Origin of the sequence: Bradyrhizobium huanghuaihaiense (assembly GCF_025200885.1) — a bacterium.
GTDB lineage: Bacteria > Pseudomonadota > Alphaproteobacteria > Rhizobiales > Xanthobacteraceae > Bradyrhizobium > Bradyrhizobium huanghuaihaiense.
Window position 1 is genome coordinate 8,577,330 of record NZ_CP104172.1, and the last position, 21,856, is coordinate 8,599,185.

Annotated in this window: 13 protein-coding genes and 3 pseudogenes; 6 read left to right on the plus strand and 10 right to left on the minus strand. The window is 57.8% G+C overall.

What is annotated here, in order from left to right; translation table 11 throughout:
- Positions 1-71: 71 nt before the first annotated feature.
- The 3 genes from N2603_RS40110 to N2603_RS40120 form a co-directional block, all read right to left on the minus strand.
- Positions 72-1,313 carry a cytochrome P450 gene (locus N2603_RS40110; RefSeq protein ID WP_260386527.1) on the minus strand — a complete coding sequence of 414 codons (1,242 nt, stop codon included), beginning with the start codon at positions 1,311-1,313 and terminating at the stop codon, positions 72-74.
- 381 nt (positions 1,314-1,694) lie between these two features.
- A complete protein-coding gene (locus tag N2603_RS40115) occupies positions 1,695-2,573 on the minus strand; it encodes a pantoate--beta-alanine ligase (RefSeq protein ID WP_260386528.1) in 879 nt (292 codons plus the stop codon).
- Between the two features lie 178 nt (positions 2,574-2,751).
- The gene (locus N2603_RS40120) at positions 2,752-4,233 is read right to left on the minus strand and encodes a pentapeptide repeat-containing protein (protein ID WP_260386529.1); all 1,482 of its coding nucleotides are present in this window, start codon (positions 4,231-4,233) and stop codon (positions 2,752-2,754) included.
- Between the two features lie 405 nt (positions 4,234-4,638).
- On the opposite strand from N2603_RS40120, the gene N2603_RS40125 reads away from it, so the two are divergent.
- Positions 4,639-4,821, plus strand: a complete 183-nt coding sequence (locus tag N2603_RS40125) for a hypothetical protein (protein WP_260386530.1) — start codon at positions 4,639-4,641, stop codon at positions 4,819-4,821.
- Positions 4,822-5,018: 197 nt separating this feature from the next.
- A protein-coding gene (locus N2603_RS40130; protein ID WP_260386531.1) for an IS630 family transposase occupies positions 5,019-5,961 on the plus strand; the annotation gives its coding sequence in 2 pieces (ribosomal slippage) (positions 5,019-5,354 and positions 5,356-5,961; 942 coding nt in all).
- Positions 5,962-6,165: 204 nt separating this feature from the next.
- Here N2603_RS40130 and N2603_RS40135 read toward each other — a convergent pair.
- From N2603_RS40135 to N2603_RS40155, 5 genes are read right to left on the minus strand one after another with little or no spacing between them, the layout of a single operon-like run.
- A complete protein-coding gene (locus N2603_RS40135) occupies positions 6,166-7,890 on the minus strand; it encodes a dipeptide ABC transporter ATP-binding protein (RefSeq protein WP_260386532.1) in 1,725 nt (574 codons plus the stop codon).
- Positions 7,891-8,754 (minus strand): ABC transporter permease, encoded by an 864-nt coding sequence (locus tag N2603_RS40140; RefSeq protein ID WP_260386533.1) that lies wholly within the window; start codon positions 8,752-8,754, stop codon positions 7,891-7,893.
- The gene (locus tag N2603_RS40145) at positions 8,751-9,707 is read right to left on the minus strand and encodes an ABC transporter permease (protein ID WP_260386534.1); all 957 of its coding nucleotides are present in this window, start codon (positions 9,705-9,707) and stop codon (positions 8,751-8,753) included. Before N2603_RS40145 ends, N2603_RS40140 begins: the two co-directional genes overlap by 4 nt.
- 4 nt (positions 9,708-9,711) lie before the next feature.
- Positions 9,712-11,400, minus strand: coding sequence for an ABC transporter substrate-binding protein (locus tag N2603_RS40150; RefSeq protein ID WP_260386535.1), 1,689 nt, complete (start codon positions 11,398-11,400; stop codon positions 9,712-9,714).
- Between the two features lie 34 nt (positions 11,401-11,434).
- The gene (locus N2603_RS40155) at positions 11,435-12,775 is read right to left on the minus strand and encodes an NtaA/DmoA family FMN-dependent monooxygenase (RefSeq protein WP_260386536.1); all 1,341 of its coding nucleotides are present in this window, start codon (positions 12,773-12,775) and stop codon (positions 11,435-11,437) included.
- 2,329 nt (positions 12,776-15,104) lie between these two features.
- On the opposite strand from N2603_RS40155, the pseudogene N2603_RS40160 reads away from it, so the two are divergent.
- From N2603_RS40160 to N2603_RS40175, 4 genes and pseudogenes are all read left to right on the plus strand, one after another.
- A pseudogene (locus tag N2603_RS40160) lies at positions 15,105-16,083 on the plus strand (IS630 family transposase); the annotation flags it as partial.
- A gap of 240 nt (positions 16,084-16,323) precedes the next feature.
- On the plus strand, positions 16,324-17,601 hold the full coding sequence (locus tag N2603_RS40165; RefSeq protein WP_260386537.1) for a type III PLP-dependent enzyme domain-containing protein: 1,278 nt from the start codon (positions 16,324-16,326) through the stop codon (positions 17,599-17,601).
- Between the two features lie 96 nt (positions 17,602-17,697).
- A pseudogene (locus N2603_RS40170) lies at positions 17,698-18,169 on the plus strand (transposase); the annotation flags it as partial.
- Positions 18,170-18,767: 598 nt separating this feature from the next.
- On the plus strand, positions 18,768-20,093 hold the full coding sequence (locus tag N2603_RS40175; protein ID WP_260386538.1) for a DUF3422 family protein: 1,326 nt from the start codon (positions 18,768-18,770) through the stop codon (positions 20,091-20,093).
- A gap of 138 nt (positions 20,094-20,231) precedes the next feature.
- On the opposite strand, the pseudogene N2603_RS40180 reads toward N2603_RS40175, so the two are convergent.
- Both N2603_RS40180 and N2603_RS40185 read right to left on the minus strand, forming a co-directional pair.
- Positions 20,232-20,558: pseudogene (locus N2603_RS40180) on the minus strand (DUF736 domain-containing protein).
- 610 nt (positions 20,559-21,168) lie between these two features.
- Positions 21,169-21,609 carry a VirK family protein gene (locus N2603_RS40185; RefSeq protein WP_260386539.1) on the minus strand — a complete coding sequence of 147 codons (441 nt, stop codon included), beginning with the start codon at positions 21,607-21,609 and terminating at the stop codon, positions 21,169-21,171.
- Positions 21,610-21,856: the final 247 nt, after the last annotated feature.

Here is a 21,856-nt window from a genome sequence, read left to right on the forward strand (position 1 = left end):
CAGAAGCGAAGATGGTTCAAGACGGGCCCACCCCCACCGCGTGCCGGCTGCCAGACCGGAGCGATCAGGGCCTAGGCCGCAATCCGCACGGGGAGAGCGGAATAGCCGTGCACGAAGTTTGACGCAATTCGCTCGGGTTCGCCGACAACCTTGACCTCCAGTCCCGCACCCAAAATCTCTTCCCAGAGGACTCTCAACTGCAGTTCCGCAAGATGTCGACCAAGACAGCGATGGATGCCGAATCCGAACGAGAGATGCTGCCGCACATTCTTGCGGTCGATGACGAAACTGTTGGCGTTCTCAATGATCTCTTCGTCCCGGTTGCCGGAGATGTACCACATAACGACCTTGTCGCCCTTCCTGATCTGTTTCCCGCCTACGATGCTATCGGTCGCGGCCGTGCGGCGCATATGTGCGATCGGCGTCTGGTATCGAATAATCTCGGACACGGCGCTCGAGACCAGCTTGGGATTGTCGGTTAGTTTTCGCAGTTCGGAGGGGTACTGACTCATAAACAGGAGGCCGCCGGTAATCGAGTTGCGCGTGGTGTCATTCCCCCCCACGATCAGCAGAATCAGATTCCCGAGAAACTCGCTCGGCTTCATATGGCGTGTGGCGGGCGAGTGCGCCATCAGGGAAATCAGGTCGAGGCGCGGCTCTGTATTGATGCGCTCGTTCCAAAGTCGCGTGAAATAGTCCAGGCACTCGGACAAGATGGTGCTTCGCTTGTCCCAGCTGTCGATTGCATGTCCTGCTTTCGGAGTTCCAACAGCTACGTCTGACCAATAGGTCAGGAGCCGCCGATCCTCAAATGGAAAGTCGAACAACGTGGCGAGCATCTGCGTCGTCAACTCGATGGAGACCATCTCCACCCAATTGAAGGCATCATTGCGCGGCAAGCCGTCTAGAATCGCCCTGACCCGAGAACGGATCAAGCTTTCGAGTCTCTGCAGGTTTTCCGGTCCGACTATCGGACTCACGGTATTGCGCTGCTCGGCGTGCTGGGGAGGTCCCATCTTGATGAAACTCTGGGTCCAGTGCTCGACAGGCACGTCGACGATAGTGACACCTTGCTCGGATGAGAATGCTTTGTGGTTTGTGTCTACCGCTACGATATCCCGGTATTTCGTCAGGGACCAATACGGGCCATGAGGGCTAACTTGACAGTAGTGAACGGGATCTTCCCTTCGCAACCGCTCGAAGCAACTCCATATGCTGTCATCTTGAAAGCGCTTGGCCTCGCTTACATCCAGATTGCTTAGCGGGATAACACAAGCGTCGTCAGCTCGATAATCTTCCAATCGCCTTTTCATATCATCTCCGCAGTTTCTGCTGTCGAGAGCTTACGGATCCAAAGGTCGCGATTCACCGTTTCGAGCTGCCGTGGCGTTTGGCTGCGATGGGCCGCACAAGCAGACTATCTCAAAGTGCGGCTAGCCGACCCTATCATGTTGGGCAGTCCAGTTCGGATTGACTTTTCAAGTCGATCTACTCAGTGGATCGCGAGAGCTTTACCGATAGTGGGACGATGGCTGTGCGCAGCGGGGCAGCGCAAAGCCGAATGCACAGTCATAAGATAGGCGCTGCGTTAAGGCGCGGCCGGGCGCTGTGCGTATCGGGCGGGCGAGCGCCGAAGGGGCGATCCCCCGTAGAGTGGCGACTTTGTCAAAATCACGATATGCATAATCGTCTGGCTAGATTTCAGGCAGATCAATCCAGATATCCGGAGGACCATTCAGGAGTGTATCCTGATCCGGAACGTAGATACTATCGAAGATCCTGAGGCCATGAGCCGTTGCCGCTGCCACAATTATGAATGGGAGCTGGACGTGCTCCAGGTCTTCGAAGCTATCAGCGCCAACAATGCGAACAAAATCGAGTTTAAACTGTCGGAACGCTATTTGAGCTTTAGCTGAGGCGACAAGATCCTTGACGCTCGACGCTCCTTGGGCGATCTCTTTCCTCGAATGGTTGAGTGCCGTGAAGAGACACGAAAGCTCATCGAGTTCGGATCGGCTAAATCGTCGCAAGCGAGACGAAATGGGCACTCCGTTCCTGTATCTCACGGTCGGCACAAATCGTATCTCACAATCAAGAAGCAAGTCTGCGACGGCGCGCTTCACCAGGATCGCCTGACCGATATCCTTAAGACCGAAGTAGCTGCGAGTTGGTCGCGCATAACAAATCCAGCGGATTGCCCCCGTAACGGCTTCCTTCAAGTACGCCTCAGGCCCATCTAAACGCAAATGATAGTCGCCTTGCGATACGAACGTTCGATAGCCAGGCGGGAACATTTCCGTGTCGTTCGAGGAAATCACGGCCGTTGCTCCCGCACGTAGGGCAAGTCCAATATCAGCGTCCAAATCGAAATCGTAGCTCCCACCCGGTCTAAGCTGGATCTTGTTCGGATAGACTGTGACAATCCCGACGTCATTCTCCGATGCCGCTCTTCTGATCAATTCTGCATGCCCAAGATGCAGGGCGCCCAGAGTGTGTACCGTCCCAATAGTCTGACCTGTTCTCGCCACCTCCCGGATGAACGCTTTGCCTGCAGAAAGACATCCCAGATGCATTTTCTTACTCCAGTTTTTTTGGACGCCGTGGTCTGATCGGTCGGACCGCAGAAGTCGGCCTTAGGTGTCGTATTGGCCGAGCACGCCAACGAGCCCCAAAGCTTTAAGCCCGCTCACATCTCGGACCACCGCACCAAGCTGCTCTAAGCCCCGGACCAATTTGAGGTTTCCAAAGCAGTCAGGTTGACCCTTCTCGACCCCGTCTGATCAACGATGATAATTCAGCCAGATAGCTTGATGGCTCGCGCGGCTGATCAACCTTCAAAGCGGTCTGCAGTCCCGGACATCGGTCGGCAAAAAACGGTGGCTCGAATGTGGTTATCTTGGCACCCGAAAAGTCGACCTTTACGAAGCTGGCCTGGAACGGCGATATCCCACTCAGGTTCGCGTCGCGCAAGGATGATTGGTTCATGCGAACGTATGCGACGCGCGTTGCCTGCAGGTTGGCGTCGGTCATTCCCGCGGCGAGATATGCCTGAACGAGATTGGATCCTTCCAGGTTTGCGTGATCCAATGCCATTGATTGCGGGGGATCACCGGTCATCATCGCCCTGTAGAGGTAAGCCTGGGATAGATCTGCATGTTCAAGATCGCAGTCGCGCACAAAGGCACAGCGGCCACGAAAGCCCGTCAATTTGGCAGCTCGCATTGTGCTCTCCGTAATCGAAATGCTTTCGCCTGATGCCCTCGACAGGTCCGCTCCATCGAGCTGACAGGAATGAATAGAGGCACCGTCCAACACAGCACCGATTAGGTTCGCGTTGGACAAGCTTACGGAGAGAAGCCGCGCCTTCGTCAAGTCTGCCTGCTCAAGCTCCGCACTCGAAAGATTTGACAGGTGAAGATCAGCGAATGGAGCGCTCAGGGTTCTTGCCGTAATGCGGCCGCTCACCTTCGAGAGTCTCAGATACGGAAGATGAGCGCCTTCCAGGACAAGACCATCGACCGAGGTGGGACGCACGATCGATAAACAGTCCCCCTTTGACTGAAAGAACGAGCAAGCCGACAGATGCGCCTTCGTGATCGTGACTTGGCTCAGCTTGGCAAAGCGGAAGGAAGCGGAAGGTAGGAAGCATTCATTGATGGTCGAGCCCTGTAATTCCGCGCCATCAAATACAGCATCGCTCGCGTCGCACTGGTAAACGAGAACTCCGCTGAGCATCGCGTTGTCAAAGCGTGTCCTTTTCATGCTGCAACCGTGAAACAGACTGCCGGTTGCATCAATTACACTGCGCAGACTAGCATCATCGAAATTGCAGACCTGCGCTGCAATCGCGTGCATATACGCAAAATCGAGCTTGGCCCCGCGGAAACTTGCCCTTTCTAGCCCCGGGCAGATAAGGTTTGCCTCAGAAAGATCTGCCCGATCCAACTTTGCTCCGTAGAGCTGCGCACGATTGAGGGTACAGCGTCGCAACGGGAAATCTGAGAGATCGTGACCGTTAAAGTTCTCGGAGGATAGCTGCAAACCAATCCCAGTCCTTCTGATCGCCTCCTCCGTTCGCCTCCCGACAGCGGCCACTGCGCGAAGCCGATCGGCAGCTCGGCTCCAGTAACGGATAAACTCGCCATCTGATGAAAGTTTGGTTTTCGACTCTGACCAGGGCTCTGCCCCCTCATGCGCGGTGCACTCGCTATCAGCACCGATTGTTTGCGACATGTGGACGATTCCGTATTGCCCTGATTACGAGGGGGCCCATTATTGGCCTCTTTTTGGGCGTCCTTGGACGTACGCTATGCGAGTATTGTGGCGAACTCGTCGGCGAATCGGTGAAGATGCGTCGATGAGGCACCTATTGCGTCCGTGGCCTCCCGCAGCCGCAACGCTTGAGCACGTCAGCCGAATTCTCGTCATGCGTCCCCACTGCCGCTCGCTGCGATTGTTCACCGAGACCGGCAACACTGACAACGCAGCGGTCGTTTGACCGTGCCGATATGTCCAGAAGCTGCGATTTGGTTCGTCGGTTCTTGTAGGCAAATCCACATCGCTCTCCGTAAAGCCGAATGCGAAGAATTCGAGTTTCGGCTTTTTTTCGAAATGGCCCCACGGCTTGCGAGCGGAACCGTGACCGTTGACAGTGCTGCACGCCGTGCGTCGGCATTTCATCATTTCGATAGCAATGACCGTGCCAGCGGCATCAGTCGCAATCAATGGCTGAATAGGCGTCACGAAATGATTGACGCCGAATGTTTTGAACCTGACAAACACGGTCTCATTGTCAGAGACCGCACCATGTTCGCATCATGAAAGCGAAAATTGCGAGCTCGTTTGCCGGCGAGCAAGTGCCGCGAGCCCTTGCACGCACGCAATCGATGACTTGCAATCGCACACTTGCCGATTGCCGACCTCACGGTTAGAGCATGTTGTTTTTGACTGGAATCGGGGTTCCCAGAGGGGGCGATTTCTGATTCAAACTCCATGCTGGGTGGGGGAGGCCAGCATGGATGACGCGTCCCTATTCGGAAGACATCCGTGAACGCGCCTTGGCTCGCGCTGACGCGGGCGAGACGGTTCGTTCGATCGCAGAGGCGCTACAGATCAGCCCCTCCTGCGTGACGAAGTGGAAGAACCTAAGGCGTGATACCGGAGGCCTGGCGCCCGGCCAGATCGGCGGGCACAAGAAGCGGGTTCTGTCGGATGTCAACGCCGACTGGCTGCGCAAACGCATTCGCTCGGGGCCATTCACCTTGCGCAAGCTGACGCAGGAGCTGGCTGCACGGGGGATTAAGACAGACGTGCGGGCGGTGTGGACTTTTGTTCACGCCGAGGGGCTCAGCTTCAAAAAAAACGCTTCTACCAGCCGAGCAGGATCGCCCAGACGTCGCACGTAAGCGGACCCGCTGGAAAGCGCATCAAGGCAGGATCGATGTCGCACGGTTGGTTTTTATCGACGAGACGTGGATCAAGACCAACATGGCGCCGCTACGCGGCTGGGGGCCTTGTGGGCAGCGCCTCCAAGCATCTGCACCTTTCGGCCATTGGAAGACCATGACCTTCATCGCGGCGCTGCGTCACGATCGGATCAGTGCGCCTTGGGTGATTGATGGCCCTATCAATGGTGAACTCTTCACGCTGTACGTCGAGAAGGTGTTGGCACCCACCCTCGCACCGGGCGAGATCGTCGTTCTCGACAATCTTGGCAGCCACAAGGGCAAAGCGGCTCGCCAAGCTATCCGGGCCAGAGGCGCCCACCGTATCTTCCTGCCGCCCTACAGCCCTGACCTCAACCCGATCGAGCAAGTCTTCGCCAAACTCAAACACCTCATGCGAGCCGCAGAGCCTCGTGACGTCGAGGCAACCTGGCGGAAGGTTGGTGAACTCCTCGATCTTTTCTCCGAGGCGGAGTGCACCAACTACTTCAAAAACTCAGGCTATGTTTCCGTGTAAATACATCATGCGCTAGCGAGCGCTCGAACTCGGCTAGCCCTGCTCCGCGCGCCCGCCCGTCCATCTAAATGGGAGCCCTTGCCACAGCTGTCCTAGTCGAGCGATGAACGGGCACGCAATCGTCACCGAATCGGCAGTGCAAAAGCGAATGCCCGCGCGATCGGAGATAGAGATTTTATGATAGATGATCGAATTCGAAGGCATTCATGCGATGCCCTCTTCAAGGATCGTAGATGATTGACCGATCTCTTGCTCGCGCACAAGACGCGGCATGGCGGCGATAAGGCTCTTGGTATATTCAGACAGTGGATTACGAAATATCTCTTCAGTAGGGCCGCTATCGACGATTCCTCCCCGGCGCATTACTATGACGCGATCGCTGATATGACGAACAACACTAAGATCATGCGAGATGAAGAGATAACTTATGCCGAGGTGGTCCTTCAAATCGCCGAGCAGGTCCAAGACCTGGGCCTGGATCGAGACGTCGAGCGCCGAAACCGGTTCATCGCAGACGATTACGGCAGGATTCGGTGCGATCGCGCGGGCGATCGCAACGCGCTGGCGCTGACCGCCGGAGAGTTCGAGCGGCCGTCGGTCCAGCAAGGCTTGGGAGAGTCCGACCATATCGAGCAGCTCGATAACGCGCTCCTGCCGCTTGCGCCGTGTCTCAACGTCGCTCGAGAGGCTGTCGGATATGATGCGTCCGACAGTCCAGCGTGGATCAAACGAGCCAAGAGGATCCTGGTAGATGATCGATATGGATCGGCGCCGAGCCCGGCGTTCGCGTTCATCGAGCGTGGTCCAAGGCCGGCCTGCAAACTGAACGGCTCCCTCGTCAGGCTCGTCGAGCGCCAGGATCATGCGCGCCATCGTTGACTTTCCTGATCCAGATTCACCGACGATGCCCAAAGTCTCGCCGGATCGCAGTTCGAAGGAGACGCCGTCCACGGCCGCCCGCAGAGTGCCATCCGGGCCCTTGAAGTGCTTCACCAGACTTGTCGCTTGGAGCAGGATGGGACAAGCTTTCGGCAGCGATTGCACGGGGGGCTGCGTTTGCCGGCCAGGCGAACGCACAATAGTCGATGGTGACAGTCGTGAGCCGCGCGGCCGGCCTGATGGCACGGCGTCCAGCAGCTGACGGGTGTAGGGGTGTCGCGGATCTTTGAATAACTCGGCGGCGGTGCCGCGTTCGACAACCTCGCCTCGTTGCATGACGAGGATCTCATCCGCCACGCGGGAGACCACGGCCAGATCGTGACTGATCAGTATCAGAGCCTTGCCCCGTTTTTTGGTCTCCTCGAGCAGTGCCAGCACATGAGCTTGCGCGGCCACGTCGAGAGCGGTAGTCGGCTCGTCGGCGATAAGGACGCGTGGATCAAGCGCAAGTGCTGCAGCGATGAGAGCCCGTTGACGCTGGCCGCCGGATAATTGATGTGGCAGTTGCTGGGCTTTGGTCTCGGGCTCAGGGACACCGACGAGCTCAAGAAGAGCAATGACGCGCTGCGCGAGTTCCTCGCGTGATGATACCGCACCATGTAGGAGCAAGCCTTCACCGATCTCTTTGCCGATCTGGCGAAGCGGATCAAGCGCGACGAGTGCATCCTGTAATACAAAGCCAATCTCATTGCCTCGAATGCGCCGCCAGCCACGATCGTTAAGGCCGATCAGGTCCGTCCCGTCAAAGCTCAGCTGGCGTGCATGGACATCGGCGTTGCGACCAGCTAGGCCTACGAGAGCCCGGGCAGTTACGCTCTTACCCGAGCCGGACTCACCGACGATCGCAAGGCACCGTCCCGGTCGGAGGGAGAAGGACATACTGCGCACAACCGCTTTCTCCGCGATTTCGCGCCCGAAGGAAACACGCAGCGAATCGACCGTGAGAAGGTCTGCCTGCTGCGAGACAGGCTTGGGACGAACCTGCGACATTCAGCTTTTTCCTTCCAGACGGTCCTGTATATGGCGCCCGACGATGGTGACGCTGAGGGCAAACGCCGTCGCGGCCAGACCGGGTATGATCTCCAGCCACCAGGCGTAGATCACATAGTTGCGCCCGGCATTGAGCAGCGCGCCCCATTCAGGAGCCGGGGGAGCGACGCCAAGCCCTAGAAAGGCAAGGCCGGAGGCCCAGATAATGGCCTGACCCACGCCAATCGTCATCATTGCTGTCAGCGGGTTCATGGCGTTGGGAAGAATATGCCTCCAGACGATACGGGCAAATGGATGGCCCAGCGCCTTGGCGGCTTCCACATACCCTGTTCCTTTGATGGAGAGCATCTGGCCCCTGATCATGCGCGCATAGCCTGGCGCTGTGCCGATTCCAACAGCTATGACTTCAGTCAATACCGACGGCCCAAAAACGGTCACGAACACAAGGGCGAGCAAGAGCGTGGGGATTGCGAAGAGCACGTCGACAATCCGGCTGAGGATGCTGTCGACTACGCCAGCAGAAAGTGCGGCGGCGACGCCGAGAATGAGTGCAATGGACATGCTTAGCGCGGTCGCGCCAAGTCCGATAGCAAGCGATTGGCCTGCCCCCTCGAGTAATCGGGAGTAAAGATCCCGGCCCAATTGATCTGTCCCCAACCAATGGGCGATCGAAGGAGACTGCAGCGACGATCTCAAATCAATAGCGAACGGGTCGTGCGTCTGTAGCACCTTTGGCATCATGGCCGCGAGAGCAAAGAAGCCAATGATAATAAGGGAGGCAGCAACTCGGAGAGGAACATGGCGGACGAATGCCAGGAGTCCTCTGAGTGGCCGAGACACGGTGACTTCGGCGAGCATGCTCATGTCAACTTGATCCTCGGGTCGAGCATCCGATAAGTTAGGTCGACAATCACACTAACAGTGACGAACAGGCCCGCAGAGATCAATACAGCTCCCGAGACAACCGGAACGTCTCGCGAGGAAGTTGCGGCAACAAGAACTCCACCCAGCCCTTGGCGGCCGAAAACGATTTCTATCAAAATCGCCCCCGAAAGAAGCTTGCCGAGCGCCCAGCCTGATAAGCTTACGCCGGGCAATGCAGCATGGCGTAGGACATGGTGAAGCCTGACACCGAAATCACTCATACCTCGTGTCCGCGCGGACGTAACGAAGGGCTGCTCGAGCACGCGCGTGAACTCGTTTAGAACGACTTGTCCGAAAAAGCCGGACAATTCGAGAGCCAGAGCAAGTGCTGGCAGAACGAGTCCCATCGGCGAGCTTTCTCCGACAACTGGAAAAATGCGCAAGTTTACCGCGAACATGACGAGCAGAATTGTAGCTAGCCAGTAAGGCGGCGCGGTTGCCAAGAAGATTTGCGCGCCGCTGAGCAGCTTCAACCATATGTTGTCTCTGCCGGCGATCAACAGAGTGGTCAAGATCGCAATAACCCAAGCCATCAGCAGGGCGGCGATCGCCAGAACAATGGTGGGGCCAATCTGTTCTGTGATGATTGCCGCGACGGATCGATGCTGCTGGTATGATTCGCCAAGATCGCCATGCAGGAGTCGCAATACGTATTTCCCGTATTGAACAGCGAGCGGTTGATCAAAGCCATATTTCGCATTGATCGTTGCGAGCTCGGCCGCAGTTGCCGGCCCGACGTCGCCACTTCTCACATTGATGACGATCTGCGCGCGATCGCCGGGCATCAAACACTGAACTAGGAACGTAAACGTTGCTGCAGCCCACACGACGGCCACACCGGATAAAATACGGCGCGCGAACCAAACAAGCGGATTGTGGGCTGCGACCTTCACGGTGTCATTTCTTATCGTCGAAATGAGCGTCATAGAAGACGGGCTCGCCCACTGACCCATGGTCCAGCCACACGTCTTTTAGGCTGGGCTTGGTCGCCAAAGTTACGTCCAGCACGGTAAGGCCAACAACGGGTGCCTCATCCACGATCTTCCGTTCCGCCTGCTGATAAAGGGCGGTACGTTCAGAGCTATTGAAATCCTGTTCCGCCTTTTGGATCAGCTCCCAAAGCGTCGGATCCTGGAAGCGCGATGGATTGAAGCGATTGGGCTCGCCATTCTGGTCCGGCTTCCACGAAATTCGGAATATCTCAGCGCCGGGTGCAACCCAATAAAGAAGCACGATCTCATAATCGTTGGGCCCTAGGTTTCTCCCGGCGAAGAAATCAGCCGGATTGGTGGGTTGAAGACGTACGTCAAAACCGGCCGCCCTTGCCTGCTGCTGGATAACTTGCAAAGCTTGCTCGCCATCGGGCTTGAGAAACGCGTACGAATAGGAAATGCGCACGATGAGCGGACTACCGTTCTTGACACGAACGCCCGCAGGATTGCGCTCAGTCCAACCCGCCTGATCAAGTAGCTGATTGGCCTTCCGAATATCGTACCCATAGGACTTTCCGAGTTCAGGCAGGTATTCCGGCGAGCTCTGACTTAGCGCACCGTTGCCTTCAAACGGTAAAGAGCCGAGGAAGGATGTGTCGACCGAGGCCTTTCGGTCAGTGGAATAGGCAAAGGCCTTGCGGACGAGCACGTCGTCAAATGGGGGTCGGGCCGTATACAATGCGAGACGCAGGGGCGTGCCCCCGGTCAGGTGCCGCAATACTGAAAAGCGGGAGTTCGCGTCCTTCCATGCGACAGCCGGAATATCGTATATGGCATCGGTCTCCCCCGCGATCAGCGAGCCGTATCGGACAGTCTGATCTGGCAGAAACTTCCAACTGATCCCTTCAACGTAAGCCGGCCCCTGATGTTTGGCGGTGGCCGGCGCCGAATTGTAGTCGGGATTGCGGCGGAAGGTGACTTCTCGCCCATGGTGCCACTTGTCGACAATGAATGGACCTGAGCCGACAGGGTTCTCGCAATTGACCGCAAGGCCGCGTTTGAGTGCCGATGGCGAGAGAATGCCTTGCGAGGATTGGGCGAACACGTTCAGCAAGGGCTGGAACGGCACCTTCAATTTTACCTGCAACCTCAGAGGAGCAATTGCCATTGCCGATTCGAAGCTATCGCCGAGATAAGGAGCGGCAGTCGGATTGCGAAGATCGGGGTCATTGCTGAGCCATCCGTTGATATTGTCAGCGATGGCCTGCGCATCGAGCGCAGTCTCGTCGGTGAACTTTACATTCGGCTTAATCTCGAATGTGTACACCTTTCTATCGTCCGAGATGGTCCAAGACTCGGCTAGCCATGGCACAATCTGGCCATCCTCGGTGCGAGCAACCAGATTATCGCTATACTGGCGTTGCAGATACCATTGTTGGACCCATCCTCCGAACAGGCAGGCAGGCTCTTGAAAATGCCCGTAACGAATGACTCCTCCTCGCTTTACGCTGCCGGCTCCTCCTTCCTGAGCATGAACGCTGGGCGACAATTGCGACAGGCCCAAGAGTACAACAAGGGTAGCCGCCCCTGTTCTTGCTTGACGGTTAAACTTGCCGGTGAAGCGCCTCGTTGACCGCGCATTCGATAAATGCATATCCGGGCTCCAGAGATTTGGTGTTGAGGACGCGTCAGAGCGGTGAGCTAGCTGTGGCTCGCGCCGGTTCGAAAGGAACAGAAATTCCGAAATGCTCTCTCAGAGTCTGTCCCAGATATTCTTTGCGAAACAGCCCGCGCTTCTGCAGGATGGGAACCACATTGTCGACAAACGCTGAAGTGCCATCGGTCAGAACATCCGGAATGATATTGAAACCATCGACCGCACCGGCGCGGAACCATGCCTCAATCGAATCCGCGATCTGCTCGGGTGCACCCACAAGCAAACGGTGGCCGAAAGCTTGAACGCTGCTGATGATCTCGCGAACCGTCCGACCTTGACGCGCCAGAGCTTCAATCGTGCGATGGTGGCCGACAGAAAACGGAACATGATCTGCATCAGGCAAAATCTCCTCCGGGATTGGCCTCTCGAGGCTGAGCTTCTCGACCGCCACACCCATGCTTCGTGCAAGGGCGCCGATGGCGCGCTCCAGATTGATCAGTCCATCAAGCTTTTCTTTACGACGAGCCGCTTCTTCCTCGGTGCCTCCGATACAGGTGACAAGGCCCGGCAGGATGAGCGGAGCCGCAGGGCGGCCGAATTGCCGAGAGAGCGCACGCAGGCGCTCTGCCTCCCGCAGAGCCGTCGTCAAGTCCCCGGCTGCCGCAAACACGACATCTGCACTGCGGGCACCTAGCCGTAGTCCGGGATCCGAACCGCCCGCCTGAACGATGACTGGGTGACCTTGGAGCGAAGCGGGATGCGTCAGTGGGCCTCGGACGCCGAAACTATTAGTATCGGGATCGAGCAGGCGGAATTGACTCGGATCTGCATAAACTCCCGCGGCCTGATCGGCGATGACCATCTGGCCGCTCCAGCTCAGCCAGAGAGCACGAACGGTTTCAACGAAGTCCTCAGCACGTCTGTAGCGATCCGCTCGCCCGACTTCTCGACCGCCGAAGTTTGCTACCGTAGCCGGGCTCGACGTCGTGACTGCGTTCCACGCCACGCGGCCACGGCTGATGACATCGAGCGATTGGAAACGCCGAGCGAGATTGTATGGTTCATTGTAGGTCGTCGACGCGGTCGCGATCAGGCCAATCCGCTGCGTTTCGCGTGCAATCACCGCAAGAACGAGGGTAGGTTCGAGACCATTCAGCGGTGGCTGGTGCGTAATTTCGAAGTTTATCGCGGGAGTATCGGCAAGGAATACAGCATCCAGCAGACCACGCTCTGCAACCTTCGCAGCCCGGACGTAGTGCTCGATATCGAAAAAGGCGCTTGGATTGGTACCCGGCCAGCGCCACGCGGCGGAATGGCCACCAGCGCCATGAAGATTTAGGCCTAGATGAAGCATGGAGTTAACCGAAGACATCACAACCCCAAATGCGGCGCCCTCTGAGCCACTTGGTGGGCTTTGAGGACGAGTCAATGTCGGCCACCACCCTGCCCTTTCGCGCAAGCTCACGCTGAATGTTCGCCGGGCAGCCGAGTTGAGGCATGGATAACAAACCGTCGGCTGATGTTAGAGGACTCTCACCGAAGAAGACTCCGCTACGTGCTGTAATGTTCTGCCCGCGGGCGCAGCCCAAAAGAGCATCGATCACGGTGGTTGCCGATTGACGCCGTCGTGAGAGCCAATTTTCAGCGGCTAGTTGATCCCACACGAGTACACTCACATCGGCGCTCCAGAATTCATCAACAAGCCAGCTGCTTCTCAGCCTGGTGCCCATTCGCGATCGGAAAGTTAGGACTCGCGACCTGGCGAGCAAGGATCGACTAGAGGATCTTTAGAGGTGGAAACCACGCAAACGCAATAGTTGAGTATTTCAATCTACTATCGTCTATTGGCATCCCCTTCTATTGCGACGTCTATCTGTCCATCGCTTAGTCCAAATGGTCGCTGATCAGGCTCCCCGAACACGCGCTGCGTGATCGGAGCGACTTTTAATTGGCAACGCCGGCTCAAAGCGACGGACATGAATTGATGCGCTCAAAAACACACGACATTTGGGAGACATTGTTGATCAACCGCATGCTGCCCCGTAGCAAAGCGACATCCGATCAATAAGGCCGCGCCAAGCCAATCCATCTAATAATGCGATGAAACATTCCAGATTATAGGTGTCTCGTTAAGGCAATGCTTGGACGCTGAGCTTTCTTTTGCACCCCGTGGCGCTTGGTGCATTCGAGGATTGCTGCGGATCTTCACTTGATTGTCTTGCAGGCGCCGCATGTTCTCGCTTTTTCTATCGGTATGATGAACCGACCGCGACTTTGCAAGAATGCTCGCCCTCGAGGCCCCCCTTCGTAGGCGCGCCCCGCTATGTGCACGGGACTCAGATACTTTTGAAGACAAACGCCTTGGAGCGTCAAACATCGGGAGCATCAACGTTCACGAAATCACTCAGTTGGGTATCTCCGGCAGATCGGGTCGGGCGAGCCTCTCGTAATAATGAATCGCGGGCTATCAGCTTTATCAATGCCAGCTCGAACCGTCTGGCTAGCCTCGAGGTCTGCGGCCATCTCCGGCGAGAAAGATCACGGACAACGCGCTCCGCGCCAGCATGGTGGACGACTGCAGCCCCGGCGTTCTGACCTAAGCCATCACCATCCTGCCGTTGGCAACAGGAGTGCAACCCGCGAGCGGCAAGCGCACTTGGGCCATCCCGGCTGGTCGCTTTGGATCAACCCAGGAAGACTGATGCTAGTCAAATTTTCATGCGTCGGTGCCTGGGATCTATCGCTACTTTGACCGGAAACGCGCCGTTCTCGGAGATGGGAAGGAGGGGCCGATACGATGGACCGCGGAGATTGCTCTAGGTCTTTAGCTGCGCCTGCAGGTCACACCAAAGGCTTGCACGGCGATATGTTTGAAGGCGCGACCAATGTTGTGGTGCATTGTGTGGCGCATCGGCTGCAAGCGTCAACGCCCCGTTTTCTTTTCCGAACTGAGGCGCCGTGCGCTAGTCCTTGCCGCCGCGGTTTTTATGCATCCGAATCGTTTGTGGTCCAGCCACGTCTGGTTGGCAGTTCAACGTCTCGCGGCTGCACAGCCTTTTTGATGTTGTGCATTAAGCCATTACCCGTGTGTTGCGGCTGCCTGGATCGACGCCGCACGCCCGACTCGTGCTTTACGGCCAGCGCCCGGCGCCCCGACACAAGGCCTCGCCTCAGTAGTCCCGACAGAGGACAATGAGCTTCAGCCATTCCGGGCCGGACATGAGACCGACGGCTGCGGCGAGACTCAGCTTTTCGGATCACAGCTAGCATCTTGTCGAGCATTTAAAGGAGATCCACTCGGAGCCGATGCAAGCTGGCCCAGGCATGCTTCTCTACGCCGCGCTTGCTCACCGACAGCCACGCTTCCGCCGCGCTGCTTCTCCCGGACCTTCACACGGCGCCGCCGTGGAGCGGATAGCGACGATGGCACCGTCTCCCAAACTCGGGTTGCAATGAACAACAGGCTCGCCGTCATAGGAAGGACCCCGAATTTTCTTCAAGCAATGAGTCTGGTCAGCTGTTCGACAGCTAACCCTACTAGTGTCGCGAGTCACAAGTTTGCAATCGCAGATTCGCATTAGATTCGCGTCGCTGTGCCAGAGATGGCGGCTGCAACAGCGACGGAGGATCTGATGGCGGCCTAGCGACTTGCGCCCCTGGTGTTGAGCGATGATGAGCGTGCTGAACTTCAGTCGCTGACAATGCGGCGAAAGACGGCGCAGGCGTTGGCTCTGAGAGCCCGGATCGCGCTGGCCTGCTCGGAAGGCGGTCAGAACAAGGAAGTGGCGGCCAAGCTAGGCCTGGAGCGGGGGACGGTAGGCAAATGGCGGCGGCGCTTTGTGGAGCAGCGCGTGGCTGGGCTGCACGATGAGCCGCGCTCGGGAGCACCGCGCACCATTGACGATGGTCGCATCGAAGCCGTGATCGTGAGGACGCTGGAAAGCTGCCCAGAGAACGCCACTCATTGGAGTTCTCGGGGCATGGCGAATGCCAAGGGCCGGTCGGTGTCGACGGTGCAACGCATCTGGCGAGCCTTCGGGCTCCAGCCGCAGCGGCTGGAGACATTCAAGCTCTCACCGATCCGAACTTCGTAGCCAAGGTGCGCGACGTCGTCGGCCTTTACGTCTCGCCGCCGGCACATGCTATCGTTCTGTGTGTAGACGAAAAGTCCCAAATCCAGGCGCTGGACCGCAGTCAGCCGATGCTGCCGATGCGTCCCGGTCAGCCTAACTCGAAGGAGTCATGACTACAAAAGGCACGGCACCACATCGCTGTTCGCCGCGCTCGACATTGCGACAGGACGGGTCATCGGCAAATGTTACGGACGCCGAGTTCCGCAAGTTCCTCGACGAGGTCGAGGCCGCCGTACCGGGCGAACTCGACGTCCATCTCGTCATGGATAACTATGCAACGCTCAAGACGCCGCCGATCCGGAAATGGCTGGCCAAAGGGCCGCGTTGGCATGTGCACCTGACCCCGACCAGTTCGTCATGGCTCAACCAGGTCGAGCGCTTCTTCGCGCTTCTTACCGATAAGAAGATCGGGCGCGGTGTCTATCGCAGCGTAGCCGCCCTTCTGGCAGACATCGCCTCGTTCATCGAACGACATAACGCAGATCCCAAGCCGTTCCGGTGGACCAAGTCAGCCAATGACATCCTTGCTTCCATCGAACGCTTCTGCCGTTACAACGCCCTGGTACAACACGATGCGATATTGCGAACTTCTGGTTCAGGACACTGGTTGGCCTTCAAACTGGCGACCGCCGCCCCGGTTTATAGCCTGGTCCTTGTCTTAGGCCAGGGCGAATTTCGACCAGAGATTAAGGCCGTGATGCATGATCCGCATGCGTCGGCCCTGTAATCTTTGTCTGGTTTTTCACAGCCGTGTACAAAAGCTGTAAGATCCAAGACATCACGCGCCGTGGCGCATGGCGAACTGTTTCAAAGCGTAGCCAGGCGGTTTAATGCGCGAGGAACGCTGGCATGGTCATTGCTCTCGCAGCAGGCAACAACGGCGCTGGCTACTCCGCCTCTGGCGCGAGAGGAATGGTCCAATATGAGCTTGGTAAGGTCATTGGAAAGGGCGGAAGTCGACGCCTTCTATACGCTCAATGAGGGGCGTCTTGCATCCGTCACGCGCGAATTTACTGAGCATTTCTCGGGACGCGTGCTGTATGCGGTGAAGGCGAATCCGTTGCCCAAAATTCTTCACGCGGTCTCTCGCGCCGGAGTGGCCGGATTCGACGTGGCGTCGCTGGCCGAAGCCTACCTTGTCCATTCCACTGTTCCCGGGGCCCGCTCATGGTTCATGAATCCCGTGAAATCTCGTCGCGATATCGAACGGACGTTCCGCGATCTGGGAGTTCGCGACTATGTCATCGATTGCGAAGCCGAGCTGCGGAAGCTCCTCGAAGCCTTGCCGTTGCATGATCCGGAAATACGAATCTACGTCCGGTTCAAGTGTAGCGCGACGTGCGCCATCATAGACTTAAACGGCAAGTTTGGTGCCTCGCCCGCCGAAGCGAGCCGTCTGCAGGATCTCGTCAACGCGCAATCGCGCTGGACCACGGGGTTGTCCTTTCATCCAGGTTCCCAAACGATCGTTGTCGATCCCTATCTGCATGGCATTCGGACGGCCGTCGACATTATAGAAGCTGTTTCTCCGGCCCCCACGGCGCTCGATATCGGTGGCGGCTTTCCCGGCCATTATCTGAACTTCCCCTATCACTCTCCCTTGCGCATGCTCTCCGAGATCACGAAAGTGGTGCGCGGAACGGATGCACTAAAGCGTGTTGAACTGTTGTGTGAACCCGGACGAGCACTGGTTCACGATAGCATCTCTTTGTTTTGCCGCGTGATCTTAAGAAAAGGCGAGGCGCTCTACTGCGGCGCGGGCATCTACAGCGGGCTCTCACCTGCCCGACAATATTTTCTGCTCCCCACCCGCGCTTGGCGTGGGGGACAGCCGATCCAGACTGAGGAGTGGCAGGACTTCATCATCTTTGGCCCAACTTGCGACAGCATGGACAGGCTTGGATTCTCGTATTCACTGCCACGCGATTTGAGCGAAGGCGATTGGATTGAATTCCAGAATGTGGGCGCCTATACGGATATGGCGCGATTCAACGGGTTTTCGGTTGATAAGATCGTGGCTGTAGGGCAGGATGAACTTACCATGTTGCCCGCCGCCATTCAGTAGTTGTTCATGAACATACTGTTCATGAACATACTAGGGTCTGTACCTGATTAGCATCACGTGATTCTCTGGCCTGTGTGGTTGATTCGGGGCGAGAGAATGCGTGAGGGTCTGTTTTGGCTGAATGACAAGCAATGGGCGCGCATCGAACCTCATCTGCTGACGGGGTTGGAGCGGGACGACGATCGGCGCATCATCAGCGGCATCGTTCACATGCTGCAATCGGGGACGCGATTGTCCGCGTGAATATGGCCCTACACGACCGTCTACAATCGCTTGAATCGTTAGGCCGAGCGCGGACGATGGTGCGCAATTTTTGAGGCGATGGCCAAGCTCGGCAAAGATTCCGTCGCGCTGTAGCTCGGCTCGGCCTCGATCAAAGCTCATCGTTGTGCCTCCGGCGGAAAAGGAGGGAGCACAATCAGGCGATCGGCCCGCTCGCGCGGCGGTCGCACGACAAAAATCGATGCGCTGAGCGATCCACCTGCCGGCCGATCGTCCTTCATCTGCCCCCGGCCAGGATGCCGATATTACTGCTGCACCCGGTGTTCTGGCGCTCGCCCCACCCATGCGCGCATTCTGCCTCACTGCGGTCGAGCTGCGGCGCTTGCACTGCCCTGAATGTCACGTCAAAAGACGATGACGGCGTGCGCTCCGGCTGCGTGATCACGTCAACCTCACGCGACGTAACGTTATCAGCCCATCGGCCAAGCCTTGCCCGACTGGTCCGGGTCCGGTCAGTCGCCGGCCTCTGCATGGACAAATCCGCCCACAGCATGGCGTCTCAGATAATGTAGCCGCCTGGCGAGCGATCACCGTGCGAAGCAGGCAATTTGCTGTGGCCTGCGCCACCTACGCATCCTGTCAGAATACAAGCGCGCTTCATGTCTGAAACGCGCCTCCAACTGTCTTCGAAAGCCACATCGCGCCAAAGGACGGGAGCGTGCCCCTTCTACAGTGCTGGCCCAAATCCTGCAGCGCCTCTCCGCGTCAGGGCAGCGCAGCAAGATGGCAGACGTGTTTGGGCCTCGATCTGTCAATCGACAATGTGGTTGCCGCACCGGAGGTCGCCTGTCTGCAGCCCGCTGGGGGAACGGAAGACGCTGCTGCTTGCCACGGCCTCGCGCGGCTGACCGTTGCTTGCTCACCCTGAAGAGAGGCGTCAATACATGGTCGATGAATTGGATCTGCGAACCTTCACGCCACATCCGCAACGCGACGCCGTGCTCGGCGAAGTGCACGCGCGCCCTTTCACGCGCCTTGTTTCGCCATTCAGCGTGATCCACTTGGCTTTTCTTGCGCAGGGTGAGGCGGCCACAAGCGATCGCTGCCGTTTTATCGATTTTTGCATCGAGCGCAATCTTCCGCCGCCTGAGCAATCGGTGAAACTTCATCAGATTGTCATCGGGCCCGCTACGCTACGCTGGGAGCAGCATTCGGAATTCACAACATTCACCTGGATCTGGAGTAACACAAATGGTTCTCCCGCAGACCGATTTGACAAAGTTGATGGTACCGTCCTATCGCTGATCCGCGCGTTGCGTCAGACCGGACAGTTGCTAGTCGCGATCAGGCTAGAAGTGGAGCAGGACTCCTCGCCGACCAGGCGCGCCGAACAGGTTTTTGACAAGAACAGCCTGGCTATGGTTGCCACAAAGAGCGGCGCAGGCGTTGCCGCCTCAGACTTCCGCGTAGACGAAAAAGGCTTTACGAAAATCCTCGTCTGCGACCTCGGATTGACGTCGCACGATCTCGGAGCGCTGGTGCAACGGCTCCTGGAGATCGAGACCTACCGTCCACTGGCGCTGCTTGGCCTGTCGGCGGCCCTTGAGCTTGCACCTTCCGTTGATCGCATCGACCGCCGTCTTGTTGAGGCGCTCGAAAAAATGCAAAGCGGTGAGGGGCTGCAGTTCAACAACCATCTGCTTGCCGAGCTGACGGCGCTGGCCGCCTCCTTCGAAAAAGGCGCGACCGGCAGCCTGTTTCGCTTCGGCGCCAGCAGGGCCTACAACGAGCTGGTCCAATCGCGACTGTCCATCATTGAAGGCAAGGATGTCTCGGGTTATCCATCCTGGTCGTCGTTTCTGGCGCGTCGCATGGCGCCCGCAATGCGAACCTGCGCGACCGTAGAGGATCGTCAGGCGGCTCTGTCGGTCAAGCTCGCGCGTGCCGCCGATCTGTTGCGAACCCGTGTCGACGTCGAAATCGAACGACAGCATCGTGACCTGTTGCAGGCTCTCAACGAGCGCGCGAGACAGCAACTTCGGCTGCAGTGCACGGTCGAAGGATTGTCGGTCGGGGCGATAGGATATTATGTGGTCAGCTTGTTTAGCTATCTTGCCAAGGGCGCGCATGATGTCGGACTGCGAGTAGAGCCCTCGTTCCTGACCGCAGCCTTCGTGCCGATCGCAATCGGCGTGATCTGGCTGGTGAGTTACAATGTCCGAAAGCGACACCTCAAGCACGACGACGCGCCCTCGGTTGCTTGCGACTGAAGCTCCTTGAGGGACTCAGTGCGTCCATCCTGCGAAGCTCGCATGGTCGTGATGCGACGCTGCCGCAAGATCGCGGCCGGCTCCTGCGCAAGGTAGTACCCCGCCCGCACTAACCGGGCGAGGCAATTTTGGATCGGGTCAGTCGCCGTTGCGACGGCTGGGGCGGGACCAGATCAGGCTGAAGCCCTCACCTTCCTCGGCGGTGAAAGAGGTTGACGAAGATCGGAGCAGTGAAGCTCGGATCGTTGAGCTTGAGACCTAGATAGTCACGGCCCTCGTGGAGCGCTTGGTCCAGGCGGCGCCGATCTCCACACGGCCGACATAGATCCGGTGGCTGGGGGCGTTGTCGCCCGAGCGGCTGGTCTCGGGGACGATGCGGACGTTCCTCGCCCGCAGCGAGAGGGTGACGATTTCGCCGTTGAACTCGTTGTTGCCGGTCGTCTTGAAGGTGCCGATGGTCGCCATGGAAGTTCTCCTTGATCTGAAGTTTTCCGAGCCCGCACCTTGCGGCCTCGATGGTGATCGACAGGCCGAAGGCGGTCGACGGCGCACCCCGGCAGGGGCTCGACAGCAAAGGAGGAACTTTCTCGTTTCGCGAGGAATGACGGCGCAGCGGGCAGGGGATGAAAGTTGTGACGCCGCTGTTGCGCCATAGACGATCGAGGCTTCTTAGCCGGCCTTCAGCCAGATCCATCCATCGAAGAGGCCGCTTCGTGCGCTCGTTCCGAAACAGAGCTGACATCAACGCCAACGTGGCAATCCTCGCGTGCTGCAAAGACCGGCAGGCGCAGCGTGAGGACGTCCTTGGCGAGCCATCTGAAGCGTTCAACTGAGCGCCTTGGCTTTCACCACATACGACGGCTGCCTGAACCGCCGATCTTCCAATCCCAAAGATCGGCGGCCCTCATGAGTTACCTGAGCAGCAAGTTCGTGCAACTTGATCCTCGCCCGATGAAACGACCGTCAGAAAACACTCTGATCGTTCCTGACGATCGAAAGGATCGGCATCTGTGCGAAGGTGTCCGCACGATTAACGAATCAGGTCTTTGAAGCGCCCCCTGCTCTGTGCTCTTCGTTACCAGATGAACTTTGCCCCATCCGGCAGTTCGCAGATGAATTCGCCCTGGTTCACGAGTTCGGTGGTCCCGACGACAAGTTTCGAGGCTCGCACCGTCAGCTTGCCTTCGCGGCTAAGGCTATGGCGGATGTACTCGGTCACGGCATGTCCGGAGCTGTCGACCGTTTGATGAGCATTGGCGAAGCTGATGCCGTTCTGGACGGTCACCCTGAAGGCATTGATGACCAGACCGGCTTGCGTCGCCGACGCAGGCTTGCCACCCTCCGCTGTGGTACAGCGGCTCATGTCCAGTATGAGCTTTACATTCTTCCCCGCCTGGAGGGCACTGAGCACCTCGGTGTATTTCGGCGAGGGCTCATCGGCTCTCGCCGGCGCGCTCACGCTCCCGGCCGAAAGCAAGGACAACAGGATCGGAAGTGCTCGGCCAGTAAACTTCATATACTCTTCTCCCTCGATAAGTACCGCAGATTGCACATTTAAAGACGCGTGCTCGCAAGCCGTTTGTCTGATTCCAGACACCACGCGCGCTCGCGCCTGTACAAAAGCAGCCTGTCGCAACGAGGCGCAAGTCGCTGCGATGGCTATTCCAACATCACAACCTCGTAGGTCAGGTTTTCTGAAGTGGCGTCTGCGGTCTGGACGCCAGACGACGTACTGAGCAGTATTGGCCTAGGAATGAATATGG